15 protein-coding genes are annotated in these 15,184 nt (G+C 38.1%); 6 read left to right on the top strand and 9 right to left on the bottom strand.

The window, feature by feature from the left end; genetic code table 11:
- Positions 1 to 645: 645 nt before the first annotated feature.
- The 4 genes from BSAG_RS18805 (at position 646) to BSAG_RS18820 (ending at position 3,391) form a co-directional block, all read left to right on the top strand.
- On the top strand, positions 646 to 1,365 hold the full coding sequence (locus tag BSAG_RS18805) for a WGR domain-containing protein (protein ID WP_004313336.1): 720 nt from the start codon (positions 646 to 648) through the stop codon (positions 1,363 to 1,365).
- A 109-nt stretch (positions 1,366 to 1,474) separates the two neighbouring features.
- Positions 1,475 to 2,065 (top strand): hypothetical protein, encoded by a 591-nt coding sequence (locus BSAG_RS18810; RefSeq protein ID WP_004320634.1) that lies wholly within the window; start codon positions 1,475 to 1,477, stop codon positions 2,063 to 2,065.
- Positions 2,066 to 2,171: 106 nt separating this feature from the next.
- Positions 2,172 to 2,639 carry a macro domain-containing protein gene (locus BSAG_RS18815; RefSeq protein ID WP_008025599.1) on the top strand — a complete coding sequence of 156 codons (468 nt, stop codon included), beginning with the start codon at positions 2,172 to 2,174 and terminating at the stop codon, positions 2,637 to 2,639.
- Positions 2,640 to 2,818: 179 nt separating this feature from the next.
- Positions 2,819 to 3,391 carry a GrpB family protein gene (locus BSAG_RS18820; protein ID WP_004313338.1) on the top strand — a complete coding sequence of 191 codons (573 nt, stop codon included), beginning with the start codon at positions 2,819 to 2,821 and terminating at the stop codon, positions 3,389 to 3,391.
- A 100-nt stretch (positions 3,392 to 3,491) separates the two neighbouring features.
- On the opposite strand, the gene rsgA is transcribed toward BSAG_RS18820, so the two are convergent.
- From rsgA to BSAG_RS18840, 4 genes are all read right to left on the bottom strand, one after another.
- The gene (rsgA, locus tag BSAG_RS18825) at positions 3,492 to 4,580 is read right to left on the bottom strand and encodes a ribosome small subunit-dependent GTPase A (protein ID WP_004313339.1); all 1,089 of its coding nucleotides are present in this window, start codon (positions 4,578 to 4,580) and stop codon (positions 3,492 to 3,494) included.
- 217 nt (positions 4,581 to 4,797) lie between these two features.
- Complete coding sequence (locus tag BSAG_RS18830) at positions 4,798 to 5,499, bottom strand: SIMPL domain-containing protein (protein ID WP_004313340.1); 702 nt, start codon at positions 5,497 to 5,499, stop codon at positions 4,798 to 4,800.
- An 84-nt stretch (positions 5,500 to 5,583) separates the two neighbouring features.
- Positions 5,584 to 6,186, bottom strand: coding sequence for a DUF1062 domain-containing protein (locus BSAG_RS18835; RefSeq protein WP_004313341.1), 603 nt, complete (start codon positions 6,184 to 6,186; stop codon positions 5,584 to 5,586).
- Between the two features lie 108 nt (positions 6,187 to 6,294).
- A complete protein-coding gene (locus BSAG_RS18840) occupies positions 6,295 to 7,134 on the bottom strand; it encodes an RteC domain-containing protein (RefSeq protein WP_004313342.1) in 840 nt (279 codons plus the stop codon).
- Between the two features lie 331 nt (positions 7,135 to 7,465).
- Between BSAG_RS18840 and BSAG_RS18845 the strand changes: the two genes are divergently transcribed.
- A complete protein-coding gene (locus BSAG_RS18845) occupies positions 7,466 to 7,741 on the top strand; it encodes a putative quinol monooxygenase (RefSeq protein ID WP_004313343.1) in 276 nt (91 codons plus the stop codon).
- Positions 7,742 to 7,873: 132 nt separating this feature from the next.
- Here BSAG_RS18845 and BSAG_RS18850 read toward each other — a convergent pair whose 3' ends face one another.
- The 4 genes from BSAG_RS18850 to BSAG_RS18865 form a co-directional block, all read right to left on the bottom strand.
- Positions 7,874 to 8,290, bottom strand: coding sequence for a pyridoxamine 5'-phosphate oxidase family protein (locus tag BSAG_RS18850; protein ID WP_008771219.1), 417 nt, complete (start codon positions 8,288 to 8,290; stop codon positions 7,874 to 7,876).
- An 81-nt stretch (positions 8,291 to 8,371) separates the two neighbouring features.
- Positions 8,372 to 9,196, bottom strand: a complete 825-nt coding sequence (locus BSAG_RS18855; protein WP_008019640.1) for a helix-turn-helix transcriptional regulator — start codon at positions 9,194 to 9,196, stop codon at positions 8,372 to 8,374.
- 37 nt (positions 9,197 to 9,233) lie between these two features.
- A complete protein-coding gene (gene nrfA, locus BSAG_RS18860; RefSeq protein ID WP_004313347.1) occupies positions 9,234 to 10,712 on the bottom strand; it encodes an ammonia-forming cytochrome c nitrite reductase in 1,479 nt (492 codons plus the stop codon).
- A 39-nt stretch (positions 10,713 to 10,751) separates the two neighbouring features.
- The gene (locus BSAG_RS18865) at positions 10,752 to 13,181 is read right to left on the bottom strand and encodes a sensor histidine kinase (RefSeq protein WP_004313348.1); all 2,430 of its coding nucleotides are present in this window, start codon (positions 13,179 to 13,181) and stop codon (positions 10,752 to 10,754) included.
- Positions 13,182 to 13,298: 117 nt separating this feature from the next.
- On the opposite strand from BSAG_RS18865, the gene BSAG_RS18870 reads away from it, so the two are divergent.
- Positions 13,299 to 13,895: a 3'-5' exonuclease gene (locus BSAG_RS18870; RefSeq protein ID WP_004313349.1), complete on the top strand. Its 597-nt coding sequence runs from the start codon at positions 13,299 to 13,301 to the stop codon at positions 13,893 to 13,895.
- A gap of 74 nt (positions 13,896 to 13,969) precedes the next feature.
- Here BSAG_RS18870 and uxuA read toward each other — a convergent pair whose 3' ends face one another.
- Entirely contained in the window at positions 13,970 to 15,139 is a 1,170-nt protein-coding gene (uxuA, locus tag BSAG_RS18875) for a mannonate dehydratase (RefSeq protein ID WP_004313350.1), read from the bottom strand.
- Positions 15,140 to 15,184 lie beyond the last annotated feature (45 nt).

The raw sequence follows: 15,184 nt of genomic DNA, 5'->3' as shown, positions 1-15,184 counted from the left end.
AGATACCTGTATCGTTTCAATAGAGATCAACAATTAGACTGATAGGTACTTTCAACTAATCTTTTTTCATACATTGTGTTTTAAGTAAGGTAATCGGAAGACTGTGAATCAATGGAGCATTCCTGCAGTGTTGAAGTAAGTCTTCCTTGACCTTAAGTTGATAAAAAGAGGTAGAACAGGCCGGATTCGAACCAGCAATATCCACCGTTAAGAAGTAAGCCCCGGTTGACCTCATTTCAGATAATCCCGAAGCTACTGTCCTACCTCTATATTTGTTTTTTTGTGGAGCAGGCTGGAGTCGAACCGACGACCGTCTCTACCCACTGAGCTACTGCCCCTTTACGAAACAGGAAAACAGATAATCGTACTGGTAATGTTCTACCTTAAAGAGTGTGTTGAAGTAACCCGTACTTGACCTGTTTTCTTATTTCTTCGACAAAGATAGGCGTAGTGGTGCGCAACCTTTTTGCGTAACTCAAACTTTTTTGCTGTTTTCTCGAAAAAACAGTAAAAAATGAATAAACAAGACTTATTTTGTAAAAATACAGAAGAAATACGAAGACATATAGGTGATAACTCAACAGTTTTCCTACTTTTGTGTATAGTAGAGACATTACTCTCTCCCAACAATAAACACACAATATTATGAAAAGAGCATTTATTTATAAAGATGAGAAATCTCATAAATTTTGGTGGATTGATTATAGTGGCTGTGATTTTGCTGTAAACTATGATAAGTTCGACAGTATCGGTAAATTTGAAATCAAAGACTTCGATACAGAAGAAGAATGCCTGAAACAAGCAGAGAAACTTATTCACTCGAAAAAGAAAAAAGGATATGTAGAAGATGCCAACTTCGACTTCATGCACAGATTTTATATTGATTCCGAAGAATATGGTTTGCACCCCAAAACTTCTCATCCCCGATTTACCGAACACTTCACGGAAGAACTCTATTATGATTGCGTAGACGAAGAAGCACCTTTTGGTAGCGATGAGGGAAGTGATACGTTAGATTCTCTTGAAGAAACGATCAGAAAAAATCCCAAACTCAACTTTCTTGATTATCCCAAGTATCTGATAGAACACGACTGGGGCATGGAATATATTCCTGTTGAAAGTCTTGACCCCGAAGTGGTTAAAAAACTAGCTTCAAAGAAAGAAATGGATATGACACAAAGCGACATGGTGACTTACGCTACTGCCTTTGGACAAATAAAAATCACTGGGCGTCTCTCACCCAAATTACAAGAACAGGGAGTTAAAGCTATCAAAAGATTAGCTTTACTTTGGGGAAATGGGGTGACCGAGATTCAAAGCAGAATGATTGATGACTTACTTTCATTTCCTATTGATAAGGACTGATAATATGAAACTAATAGGTAGTAAATATATGAGAATAATAGAGATTAGGAACTACACTATGAGGTGTGGTTATTAACGCATTAGCAACAATCAAATCATTATCGTTATTATGGATATAGAAAGAATACTTAAAACAAGAGAAAATGCAATATACTACGGCATTGGTGAATACCAAAAAGACTGCTTTGGTTGGGTTGGTGGAAATGCTCCAGCTTGTTTTGATGATAAGTATTTATCGGACAAAGATAATCTCTATTTTTATCTAACATTTCAAAACCCTCTAAATCCGAACAAGCAAATATCTATTTTCACTCCGGATTTTGATATTGCATTGGAATATAACACATATCCCGATTGTAAATTGTTGTTGGTTGAACATGAATTAAGTAGCCAAAGTAAAAGTGATAGATATAAACACCCCGAAATAGATGAAATTTATTCAATATACGAAATGAGTACGGAAAAAGATATGCCTGAAAAAAATTGTGCAATCAAGTTTGGGGGTAACGTAATGCCTATTCAATGGGGATTAGATAATGATGGTAAAGTGGTTAAAGATGGAAATAGCTTCATTTTTCAAATCAACGAAATTTGCATGAAAGATATTTCCGTTTTCATGGCTGGCTGTATATATGTTTATGGAAAAATTGAAGGTAATAAAGTCACAAATCCATTTGTGGCATACTGGGAATATTCCTAATAACGATAAAATGATTAATTATTTCAAATAGGTTGCTAACAACGAAAGATAGCATCTGACGATGCTCCTTTCTAACCATTATAAGCAATAGAAAAACGGAAACAATATGATAAAATACATTTCGGGAGATATATTACAGAGTAAAGATGAGTACATAGCACAAGGTGTAGCTGTTGGCTCACAAGAAGGATTAGGAACTGGGCTTGCCTTTAAGCTGTCAAGTCAATTCCCTGAAATCCAAAAACTCTTTAAGAAGTACACACGAAACACTAAGTTCCAGGCTGGCAATGTGTTTATAGGAGAAATCAAAGGTTTCTCTCCGGGTATAATCTACATCGCTACACAACCCGATATGTATCATGCGGAACTCACATATCTGAATAAAGGTTTGAAACGCTTGAAAAAAGTGTGCGAAAGCAGAGGTATCAAAACCGTGTCGCTACCGAAAATAGGTGCAGGGCTGGGTAAGTTAGATTGGAATAGTGAGGTCAAACCTTTGCTTGAAAGTATTTTATCAGATTGTGAAACGGTATTCAATGTATATGAAGATTACAAGATTGAATACGAAATTTAGCTTACAACATACACCTGTCCTGCCTAACGGCGGCAAGCTGCAAACCATTATCAGCATAAAACATTAATACAAAAAAGAATGTTGATAATGAAATAGGAAATAAAAGAATTAATTGATTTTTGGCTGTAATTTATCTATATAGCTATGTCACCTATTATTAATAACAATTGCCACATGATATGGAACAAAAGAAATTAACTGAATTATCATTAGACGAGCTTTGGCAATTATTCCCCATAACCCTGACTGCACACCAAGACTATTGGGCAGATTGGTATAAGGAAGAAGCGGAGTTGCTGAAAGAGAGACTTCCCTGTATTGAACGTATTAGCCATATAGGTAGCACAGCAATTAAAGGAATTTGGGCAAAGCCTATCATAGATATACTTGTGGAAATCCCAAGAGAAGAAAAAGTCGTCGATTTGAAAGGTACAATTGAAAGATGCGGCTATATCTGCATGGCAGAGAACGACAGTCGCATTGATTTCAATAAAGGTTATACATTACAAGGATTTGCCGAACGGGTATTTCATCTACACTTATGTTATGAGGGAGATAATGATGAATTGTATTTCAGAGATTATCTTCAAGCAAATACAGCTATTGCGAAAGAATATGAACGGCTTAAACTTGATTTATGGAAACAATATGAACATGACAGAAATATGTACACTTCCCACAAAGGTGATTTCGTAGAACAATATACACAGAAAGGGAAACTGCTTTTTACAGGCAGATACGACAATAAGTAATAAAAAAGCTCTTCTAAATATAAATCCCAAATAGATATAAGCTTAAGCTAGTATAAAACGATGCAGGCATCTGGAGATACCTGCATCGTTTCAATAGAGATCAACGATTTGCCTTGCGGTTCTTCACTTCTTCCACGAGTTTGGTAAATGATTTTTCTTTTTTGCGTTTCTCATGTTCGGAAGCAGAAAAGTGCCACGCTTCCCGACGAAGTTTCAGATAGCTCTCATAAACTTTATAATCTAATACACCACTGTTTACTGCTTCCAAAACAGCACAACCCGGTTCGTTGATATGTTTGCAATCTTTGAAACGGCATGACTCCGCATAGTCGGAGATTTCCAGTACTTCGGCAAGAGAATCGGGATTGTCAATAGCCAAGCCAAATTCACGGACGCCCGGAGTATCGATTAAAACACCCGAACTGTCCATCAATACCATTTCACGACGGGTCGAAGTATGACGGCCTTTTCCTGTGGACAGGCTTATATCAGATGTGAGCAATACCGGCTTTTCACAAAGAGCATTCACCAAAGAGCTTTTCCCGACACCCGAAGAACCGACAAACACAACCGTTTCGCCTTCCGATATGGACTTCCGTAACCGGACAATTGTTTCGAGCTGATGAATACTCGTGAAAAATACGGGTATCTGACTGGAGATATGTTTTATTTGTTCCTCAACACTCTGTCTGTCAAAATCTAAATCGGCTTTATTAAGAACCAATACAGAGCTGATATTTTCCTCCATTATCTGAACCATAAAGCGTTCTACCCTGCGAACATTGAAATTATCATCAAGGCTCTGCACAATAAATGCCTTATCGACATAAGAAGCAATGACCTGCTTATCAGCAACCGTGCCACTTTTCTTGCGATACAATGTCCGCTCACGAGGCAAACTATCAACTATAATCCCTTTATGTTCATCGAACGGTTGAAAAATGACCCAATCACCTGTACAAGGTAATTCATCATCCGATTTTCCATACATCATATTTCCCGTGAGTTCACACTGAAACAATCCGTTTCCGGAAATTACCTCGTAGCAAGTACGGTGTACAATGGAAACACGCCCATGAGCAAGGGTACTATATATTGATTCTTGTTTTAGCTGATTGAGTTTCTCATTCCAACCATAAATAGTTAGGTTATCGTTGGATTTGTGAATTGTTTGATTTTCGTTATTCATGATCTTAATATATAGAGCGCACACGTTGAAAAGCATAACAATGCTTTTCACACCATTGTACGCAAGTTAAAAATTGAATTTATAAAAACATAGAAAACACCCTCGAATGGAATCATCCGAGAGCAAACGAAAGGACAACCTGTGTCAGAAACACAGATTGTTTATCAAACCAAATCCGATTTATTATTTTTAGTCATGCCGCAAAGATAGGCATTTTTTATTTGATGGCAAAACGGGCAGTCATTTCATATCTCAACTTGATGACACGGTACTGTTCGGTAGCAGCCGTCCCCATGCTGACATTGCTCTGTGCCTGAAAAGGAAGATAACGGCTTATATTATTATCAACAGGTTCTACAATACGAATCACTTCACCCAATTCCTGCCCCATCGCTTCCACCAAGTAAGATGCTTTTTCACGGGCAGCTTTCAATGCTTCAATCTTACCTTGCTTCCGATACATTAGCAAATCCTTATGCTTCAATTCTCCGATGCGCATGGACTCAATTCCCCATGTGTTGACAGAACGGATAATGGAATTAATCTGCTCAAAATCGGTCAACCGGATATCCAATTGCTTACCTATCAGAAATTCCTTTCCTCTCTGGCGCCAATAATCCCCTATTTCCTGTGTACGGATAGCATCATCCGCTATTCCGATTTTGCGCAAACTCCGACGCAAATCCTTTTCAATCATAGCCAATGGCACTTTTGTCCGAAAATCTTCTTCTTTATTAGATTTACCTGTGTACTCTTCCTGCCAATACTCCTTAATCTGAATCAGAAAATGTATTTCATCCGGAACGACTTCAATCTCCGAAGAACCTGTCACTTCAATATATTTCCCATCACTCTCTTGAGCATTGACAACCATACTCCATGCAAACAAAACAAAAGCTAATAAAAATACCTTTTTCATATCTTTGATTTTATAGTACAACCTCATTTACAGCATCCGAATGAGTATATCACAAAGCTATTAAAAAAAACTGTAAAATCGATCTTATCCCCAAATATCAATCAAGCTTTTTCGATCTATCAAAATTATATCTCCATTCTTTACCTTACACTTTGGAGACGTCTTACCGGAAAGCAAAGAAATATTTCCTTCTTCAAACAAATGCTTCAACCGGGTAGTGGAAAGAGAAAAACACCTTTTTATCAATGATAATAATTTCAGGTTCAATTCAAGATCACATTCGATCCAAATACTTATTATCTCGTTGTTCATATTCATAATATCTTCGAAGGAGATATTACTTATCACCTCATATTCAACGCTATCGTAGTCTATTTGAAGCTTGTTCTTACTTGCCATTCCGGCTGAAAAAGCATACTGCCAGGCCACTTCTCTATCATTCATAGAAAAGCTATGAAACAGTTTTTTATCAATCAAGTCCGGTTTGGTGCGTGACAGCAAAGTTATATTACAAGTGTTATCGCACTTCACGCACCTGTAAATCAGCCAGACATCAATGTTCTTTTTCTGTGCATTCATCCTGAACTTATCACTGCAATAAAAGCGGTCACTCTCACAGTGGCTGCATTTCTTAATCAATAAAGGAGTATTCTTCACCTTTATCTCCCATGTAAATGTTGTTTCCATAATTATACAAAAGCTATTATCTTTCTTTGTGAATCAAATCTTTTTCACCGCAAAGTTGGATATTAGCCATTTGTATAATTCACAAGATGTCACAAGACGACATGAAATTTATTTGTCCAGCTCATCCATCATCTTTATAATTTTATCTTTCAACTTATCAAGAAACTGCGTCCGACTCTTCTTCCGGTTTCTGATTTCCAGGAATATGCGATAAAAGTCTCCAATCTCAATATTGAAAAGAGTCTCGCAGCAGAAGGCTATGTCTTTTAAACTGGTATTTCCATTGTTAAAGCATTTGCCCGCATACAGGGCATAGATAAACTCAACCAAAGCGACCTTGCTGTCCGTCCACTGCAATAGCCGGTTTTCTACCATTGAAGTGAATTTCAAATGAAGTTCCTCTGATAATATCTCTATTTGAGCAGACAGGTATTCCGCTAAACGATTGTTGGCTATGATTTCAGCCACACTTGAATCATGCAGGGTAGTGAAAGAAGAATCCCTGTCCAGCAACCCGAAACGGGTGTCTGCCAGAATATCATAGTTTCCTCTGACAAAATATTGTTCGTCGAGTTCCGTCCTGCCGGTACGGTAATAATCATAGAAAGAATTATTCAGGAAGTATTTTTTCAAGTTCTCCAGTTCCGACTTCAGATATTTGCATTGGGAAGACGGAGATTCGCCGATACGCTTCTTTTCAATCTGATACAAGCGGACATAAAACATCAACAGCCCGGAAATCTGTGGTTTCCAGGTCTTAAAGAAAAGAATTTCTTCTTTCGGATTCGGGAATTGGTATTCGGCAACGGCGGATTTCAACAGAATAAGAGACATCTGTATGACATCAATAATCTGCTTAATCTTATCTAGTGGGGCAATCGGCTGTCGCTCAATTCTTTCAATCTCTTTTTCTATGTTCTGCTTACTATTTCTTACGAAATTTTCCATTCGTTTTCATATCGCATACGTTTCAAGAAACCATGCAGTAAATAATAAAAATAACAAAATGAAAAACCGGTTCGAGTGGAATTACTCAAACCAAAGAAATTAGCCTGTGGTTCGTGAGGCTAATATTAAGCCAGAACAAATTTAAGAGTTGCGCCCAAAATAGTTACTTTTTGATTTCAAGGGCAAATATAATCGTTTTTTATGATTATATGACGTTTTGGTGAAATTTAAAGAACAAGGTATCCGAAAAAGCACAAAAATAGTATCTTTGCCTGCGATTTATTACCAAAGATGTGATAAAGCTATTTTTAATCATTTAATAATAAAGACTATGATTAGATTAAATGTTTTCGTCCGCGTAAGCGAGACAAACCGCGAAAAAGCGATTGAGGCAGCTAAAGAACTGACTGCTTGCTCTTTGAAAGAAGAAGGATGCATTGCTTATGATACTTTCGAAAGCAGTACCCGTCACGACGTTTTCATGATTTGTGAAACATGGCAGAATGCTGAAGTATTGGCAGCTCACGAGAAATCTTCTCATTTCAGCAAGTACGTAGGTATCATTCAGGAATTAGCTGAAATGAAACTGGAGAAGTTCGAATTCTAAATGAAACACGAAGAATAGATATACTATCTATCCAACTATCATCAAAAAGAGAGAGACATTCTTCTTCGAAAGGAAAGAATGTTTCTCTCTTCTTATTTCCAGATCGCACGGGAATAGGACTGTATGAAGAGATTAGTCCAGCTTCTTATGAATAAATATCCCTTCAATCCAATAAGTTGCGTGATTCGATTCAAATTTCAGCAGCACATAGCCCGGATCGGTAGGACCTCCAGGAAAATGTTCGATAAACCAGTCCTGCCAAAGTTCTTGTTTCATCTTCTCGTCGGTTACCACTTCCACCGTTCCCGTCAATGCTACACTGTCTCCCTTATCCTGAAAGCATAATCCGGCTTTCGGGTTTGCCAGAAAATCAATAGTCTTTAATGAGTCCGATCCGGTAGACATCCAAATAGTAGAAATTCCTTCTGTTGCAATCTTACTCATCGGCACAGGACGGGGATACCCCTCTTTATTTACAGAAGCAAGCACTACCACTTCACATCTCTGCAACAACTCGGTTGCTTTCTCTTTCATTGTTTTTGTTGACATAATCTTATTGGATTTATATTACGATTGCAAAGATAACGGCATGAAGTTCTTTTCTATTGTAAAAAATCGACTTTTACCAGCCTACTTTCCAGGTTCGATATAGGTCAGCGTCGTATCTTCCGGCACAGTAAGTGAAAGAAATGACGTAGGAGTACTGCCCGACAATGATTTCACTTCTTTCGAGAAATGCGCTAAATCGTAATATCCCGCATTAATCGCCGTAGTCAACAGATTGGAAGGTGCGGTATTCCTTAACAATTCTACAGCATTCTTGAATTTGATAATGCGACTGTACTCTTTAGGAGTGTATCCGGTGTAATGCTTGAACTTCCGTTCGAAATGGCGCTGGCACAAACAAACTTCGTCCATCAGGCTGCGGACAGAACGTTTGCCACCGGACTGGTTAATCATATTTACCGCCATGGCGACATGGGAATCGGCAGATTGATAATGACGGGCCAAATACGCCAGCAGGTATCCTTCCACCAGTTGTATCCTTCCTTCTATATGCTCCTGTTCGCATAGTCTTTCAACAAAAGTATCATCAAAAACAGCCCTCATCTCCCTTGTACTGATTCTGCTGTTCACAAATTCATGCAAAGGCAACTTTGTAAAGCAGGACAACCCGCAAGGCAGAAAGCGGATACCAAACATATGAATGGATTCGGCGTAAGTGACCAATTCGGAGAATTTTGTCATCGGCCCTACAAAGTAAGAACGATACGGCTGCATAATCAGGCTCTCCTTCTCCACTGCTTCAGCTACTTCTCCCAGCGTAAAAATAAAATCAGTACACCCATCCGGCAGGATATGGATACGCATACCATATTCCGGAGTACCTTTCAATTCCCAGTAATTATCAACATAGGGAGCAAGCAAATGGGAGGGCTGATATTCTGTGTACATTGATTTGTTTTGCGGACAAATATAGTGAAAATAAATTCTAATTCACAATACGCCCGTTTGCCTTAGCCTTTTGAAGCCATTCAGGGACAATTTCTTTGAGAAATTTATCTTTGTCCGCCTTTTCAACAGCCATATCCAAACCGATATATTGCTGTGCTTTTTCTTTCGTTGTAATATCCGGAAGCGGTACATTATCTGTATACCCATGCGCTACAAGCACTTTGCTGATAAGCATACGAGCTTGGAATACTTTATTTAAGCCATGCCCCAAAATACGCATGGTTTCCTGCGGGGCATGAAAAGAACCGCCATGAGAAGATACGCCGAAATCCCATCTCCACTGTGCCTGACGAATTAACAGCAAGGCTTCTTGCATTTCATTTTCTGTAGCTCCTATATCCCAAGTAAACTTCGCTTCAATATGTGCTTTTGCCAACTCCTTTTCTAAAAGTGTACGCAACTCATTTGCCTTTTGCTGACGTTCGTATACATTTTTACAGAGCGTCTCTTTATTATCACGATGACAAGTCTGACAAGTGCGTTCAGTCACAGCTAACGGATTCTGAATATGGTGATCGCTATATTTTATCCCTCCTTCATCATTGTAAGGCATATGACAGTCAGCGCACGACACACCACGCTGGGCGTGTATGCCCATCTTGAAAATTTCATAATCAGGATGTTGAGCCTTTAGTATAGGGGCACGACTCAATTTATGAATATAATCAGTAAATCCGATTTCATCATAATACTTTTCCAAATCTTCAACAGTGAATCCCTTATCCCAAGGAAAAGTAGGATATTTTATATTCCCCTTGAAATAATACTCCGAATGACACTGTGCACAGACCAATGAACGCATTTCCTGTGGAGTAGCATGAGTAATATCTCTACCTTGACGGCTAAAAGCTTCAGTGAGCGACGGACGGCTGATATGCAAATCCATATTTTTAGGTTCATGACAATCGGCACATCCTATAGGGTTTACAATTTCGGCTCCCCATGCAGCCCACTTATTATTATAAAAGGAATCTACCCCAATAGCTTCTATCATACGGGGAACATCAGAACTTTTACACACCCAGCAACTTGCAAATTGAGGACCGTCAGCATCCCCCATAGGCGCACCAGTACGAAGTGAATGAACAATATCCTGTAAAGCGTACATATGCCCGCGCGGTGTTGAATAATCCTTAGAAAAAGCATATCCAGCCCATAATATGACCATTTCAGGACGTTGCGCTAAAACATCGATAGAAGTTCTTCCATTTAATCTACTGTGCAAATCGGTCGATGTCGTATCCACCCACGTCTTATATTCACGTGGATAGTTTTCAGCAAAAATAATGCTGCGTGCTTCTATTCCGTTTATTTTTATCTTTTTCTTATAGTCTACATTTACAACCTCTGCGCTGTGTTCCATCAGGAATGAAATAATTACTCCCGATGCAAAAATAACAGCCATTGCAAGAGCGAATAGTACCCACCTCTGCCAGGGTTTGAACTTATCTTTCATTATTTGCTTTTTTCTTTTAAATACCTTCTGTTTATTGTACTAAATTATATTTGCCAAAGACAAAATAACGGAGAAACAACTTCCTTTTCCTACTTCTGAATGCACTTCTATACGTCCAGCCAGTCGTTCAATAATCACTTTACAAATGGAAAGTCCCAAACCACTCCCCTGCTCAAATTCATCAGTCTTGTAAAAGCGATCAAAAATCATCATTAGTTCTTTATCATCAATCCCTTTGCCAGTATCTTTAACGTAAACGCAAACTTCCTGATGCTCTTTATATATTTTGCACCCCAAAGTAATAGTTCCGTCTTTGGTAAATTTATTTGCATTATTCAGAAAATTAGAGATGACTTGAGTAAAACGGAAGCAATCGATGTTAACGGGTAAGGAAACTGTTTCATCAAGTTCAAGGATAAAGCATAATGAAGGCTGAATCAATGTTTGGTAAGTGACATAAATCTCCTTTATTATTTTCGTAATGTTATGTTCCTTTATATCAAAGGATAAGTTGCCTGAATCTAAACGAGATATTTCTAATACGTCATTCACCAGTTTCAAAAGCAACTCATTATTATTATTGACAATTTCAATCATAGCAGCTTTCTCTTCCGGTTCTATTTCATCAGCCCCCTCACCTATTAATAAATTTGTGAAACCTACAATAGCATTGAGCGGTGTACGGATTTCATGACTCATATTATTTAGAAACGACTGTTTCAGCTCTGCTTTTTCTGCTATCTGTTTCGCTAGAATCAACTGTTGTTCATGCTCTACCAAGTTTTGAATATTCTGCATAATGCCTGCCAACATAATCTCCCCCTGGGCATCTTTCAAGGTACTGCATCGAAGTTCATACCATTGATAATCTGCCTCTTTCCCTCCAAAACAAAAACGTATTCGTTGTATTTGCATACTGGGAGACTGATATAATGTTTCGTAGAATGAGCTAAGCAATTGTACATCATCAGGATGGGTATATCTCATAATATCCTCTTTTGTAAATCTCCGTTGTTCCATGCCAACCAATCGTACATAATTATCATCAAATTCAAGAACACCTTCCTGAATATTCCAAAGTGAAATTTTCCCGCCATTCATAGAAAGAGTCAATCGTTTATGCGCTTCTTCCAGCATTTGAAGATTCTTACGCTCCATCAACGAACGGCGATGTGTACGTAACAAACTAATGGTTACCAAAATAAAAGAGAAAACAAACAACCCACCCAACAAATAAAGTTCTTTTCGATAACAATCGTAAAACGGATAGTTGATTATACGGACATTTTGCGGAACATTACTAATATCACCCGCATATTCAGAAAAATATGTCCAGTCCAGTACATACTCTTTTTCTAAATCTCTTATTTTAGGCATTCCTATTTTTTCTTTCTTTAATAAGCGTGCAGCAAGGCTAGCGGAAGCCTTCGCCGTAATACCCTCTGTAGCCATATAACCGCCGACAATCTTAGCATTTTCACCGAAACCTTCACGAATACAACTAAAAGAAGGAATATTTAAAGCTGTTACTATCGGAATTGCCAGCATATCTAATTTATCCAGTAAAAACGCTTGATTTTGTTGTCTTCTCTTTGATTGTTTCAACATTACTAACAAAGAAGATCCTTTTATATAACGAAAGGGGCAAAGACTTATTGTCAGACCATTCTTGTTAACATTATCATTTATCAAACCGGGGGTCAGATTAAAATATTCAATCATCTCCGTCAAATGCTTATAATCACACTCTTGCACAAATGCTTTTTGATAGCCCAAAACTCTCACATTCTTCCTGTCAACCACTCGGGAAAGGCTATCGAAAGATTTATGTCCAAGAAAGGTCAGATCTATATTATAAATAATCTCCATATCATTATGGGGATACAATGTTTTTATAAAGTCGATATTACGTTTCAGATCGGGACTATCACGCAATACATAAACTTTCTGCGAATCGTATTCTTCAATCAGTTCTTCATTGGGAAAATGCACATTACAAGCTACCACAGGAATAGAAGATAATAACCGGTGACGGGTAGATAATAAAGAATTAGTTGCCTGGTCACCAACGGTCAGAATAAGGTCTGTCGATTTACTTTCTAGAAATTCAAGATATTCCCTTACATGTTCTATCCGCTCTTTCTCATCATATTTGCTACAATCAAAATAAAACTTATCAAACATTACCTCTATCCCTTGTTTCTGAAACTCCTGATACAACAACTTTTCTATATTTCTGTTGCCAATATCATCTTTAGATATGGAGTAAATCAGGGAAATACGCTTTACCATCAAATTGTCAGTAACATACCAGTGTTTGTAATTTAGTCCACCTATAAAAACAAGCAATGAAAGAATGAATATTAAAACGTATTTATATTTGAAGTAGGTTTTGTTCATGCTTTTTTGTTTATGTTTGGCAAAAATAGCATAATTTTCACAACAAGAAAGGTATTTCACTGAAAACATCCATTAAAAACATTCATTTTCATTAAAATCAATAAATTTCCTGGTTATCAATCCTATTTCTATATTTTGCATGACCCTTTTTTGTATTATCTTTGTTTCTCTAAAACAAGGAAATAAATGAGGAACTTTGCAGCCATCGACTTTGAAACAGCCAATGGTAAACGTACAAGTGTTTGTAGTGTAGGTGTTGTCATTGTAAAAGACGGTAAGATCGTGAATAAAATCTATCGTCTCATTCGTCCTGCTCCTAATTATTATACGCAATGGACAACGGCTATCCACGGATTAACTTATGACGATACGATGGAAGCCGAAGATTTTCCTGATGTATGGGCTGAAATCAAACCGTTGATAGATGGATTGCCACTTGTTGCACACAATAGTCCTTTTGATGAAGGTTGTCTTCGGGCAGTTCACGAATTGTATGACATGACTTATCCTAATTACAAATTTTATTGTACCTGCCGTACTTCCAGAAAAGTTTTCGGAAAAGATCTGCCCAATCATCAATTGCATACGGTAGCAGAACGGTGCGGATATAATTTAGAGAATCACCACCACGCACTTGCTGACGCAGAAGCTTGTGCACAAATAGCTTTGCTTATTATCCCCGATCCTCCCAAACCGAAGAAAGCAAAAAAAGCCGATAAAGATACGCATGTTGGAGACTTATTCGCCTCACTTATCCCTCAACAAGTGAAAAAGAATAAATAAAAAACACTACAACTATTATCACGATCAATAATAGTCATAGTGTTTTTATAATAAAGTGCTAATTAAAACTTCAACTAAAGGATAGACTTAGCGATACCCATTTCCAAGCCGCGAAGTTCTGCCAGTCCGCGAAGACGTCCCAGACAAGAATATCCCGGATTTGTCTTCTTTTTCAAGTCATCAATCATTTGATGTCCGTGGTCGGGACGCATAGCGATAGAGCATTTACGACGTTGTTGCAAAAGAATAAGAGCTTTCATTACGCCGTACATATCTACATTTCCTTCCAAGTGGTTAGCTTCATAGAAGTTGCCTTCTTCGTCACGCTGTGTACTACGCAGGTGAACAAAGTTTACACGATCACCGAAACGTTCCATCATGCCTGCAAGGTCATTGTCGGCACGCACTCCGAAAGAACCTGTACACAAGCAAAGGCCATTGGATTCGTTAGGCACGGCTTCAATCAGTTTTTTGAAATCTTCTTCCGTACTCAAAATGCGTGGCAAACCTAAAATAGTGTAAGGAGGATCATCCGGGTGAATAACCAGCTTCACGCCTACTTCATCGGCAACAGGCGCAATTTCTTTTAAGAAGAAAATCAAGTTGGAACGGAGCTTTTCAGCGTCAATATCATTATAACGGTCTAATGCCTGCTGGAATTGTTCTACAGTGAAACTTTCTTCCGAGCCTGGAAGTCCGGCAATCATATTGCGAACCAACAGTTTCTTATCATCTTCACTCATTTGTTCGAAACGAGCTTTTGCTTTAGCTATTTCTTCAGGAGTATAATCTTTTTCTGCGTTCGGACGTTTCAGGATGAAAAGATCAAAGGCTACAAAAGCCGCCTTTTCGAAACGAAGAGCTTTAGAGCCATCAGGCATTGTATAGGCAAGGTCAGTACGTGTCCAGTCCAGTACGGGCATAAAGTTATAAGTAACTACCATTACGCCACACTTCGCCAGATTACGGATACTTTCCTTATAGTTTTCAATGTATTTCATGAAGTCACCAGTCTGTGTCTTGATATGTTCGTGTACAGGTACACTTTCTACCACAGACCATGTCAGACCTACTTCTTCAATCATTTGTTTACGTTTCATGATCTCTTCTACTGTCCACACTTCACCATTCGGAATGTGATGAAGAGCATTTACTATACCGGTAGCGCCTGCCTGCTTAATATCCCACAAGCTAACGGGGTCGTTAGGACCATACCAGCGCCAAGTTTGTTCACATAAATACATATTGTTATTAAATTAAGAATTAAAAATTGAGAATTAAGAAATCAA

Source organism: Bacteroides sp. D1 (assembly GCF_000157095.2).
GTDB lineage: Bacteria > Bacteroidota > Bacteroidia > Bacteroidales > Bacteroidaceae > Bacteroides > Bacteroides xylanisolvens.
This window is presented reverse-complemented; position numbering and strand designations above follow the sequence as displayed.

Bases quoted from the DNA above. Each gene is read 5' to 3' on its own strand.
- BSAG_RS18805 (WP_004313336.1), top strand. From the start codon at position 646: ATGAAAAGAGCATTTATTTATAAAGATGAGAAATCTCATAAATTTTGG.
- BSAG_RS18810 (WP_004320634.1), top strand. From the start codon at position 1,475: ATGGATATAGAAAGAATACTTAAAACAAGAGAAAATGCAATATACTAC.
- BSAG_RS18815 (WP_008025599.1), top strand. From the start codon at position 2,172: ATGATAAAATACATTTCGGGAGATATATTACAGAGTAAAGATGAGTAC.
- BSAG_RS18820 (WP_004313338.1), top strand. From the start codon at position 2,819: ATGGAACAAAAGAAATTAACTGAATTATCATTAGACGAGCTTTGGCAA.
- rsgA (WP_004313339.1), bottom strand. From the start codon at position 4,580: ATGAATAACGAAAATCAAACAATTCACAAATCCAACGATAACCTAACT.
- BSAG_RS18830 (WP_004313340.1), bottom strand. From the start codon at position 5,499: ATGAAAAAGGTATTTTTATTAGCTTTTGTTTTGTTTGCATGGAGTATG.
- BSAG_RS18835 (WP_004313341.1), bottom strand. From the start codon at position 6,186: ATGGAAACAACATTTACATGGGAGATAAAGGTGAAGAATACTCCTTTA.
- BSAG_RS18840 (WP_004313342.1), bottom strand. From the start codon at position 7,134: ATGGAAAATTTCGTAAGAAATAGTAAGCAGAACATAGAAAAAGAGATT.
- BSAG_RS18845 (WP_004313343.1), top strand. From the start codon at position 7,466: ATGATTAGATTAAATGTTTTCGTCCGCGTAAGCGAGACAAACCGCGAA.
- BSAG_RS18850 (WP_008771219.1), bottom strand. From the start codon at position 8,290: ATGTCAACAAAAACAATGAAAGAGAAAGCAACCGAGTTGTTGCAGAGA.
- BSAG_RS18855 (WP_008019640.1), bottom strand. From the start codon at position 9,196: ATGTACACAGAATATCAGCCCTCCCATTTGCTTGCTCCCTATGTTGAT.
- nrfA (WP_004313347.1), bottom strand. From the start codon at position 10,712: ATGAAAGATAAGTTCAAACCCTGGCAGAGGTGGGTACTATTCGCTCTT.
- BSAG_RS18865 (WP_004313348.1), bottom strand. From the start codon at position 13,181: ATGTTTTCAGTGAAATACCTTTCTTGTTGTGAAAATTATGCTATTTTT.
- BSAG_RS18870 (WP_004313349.1), top strand. From the start codon at position 13,299: ATGAGGAACTTTGCAGCCATCGACTTTGAAACAGCCAATGGTAAACGT.
- uxuA (WP_004313350.1), bottom strand. From the start codon at position 15,139: ATGTATTTATGTGAACAAACTTGGCGCTGGTATGGTCCTAACGACCCC.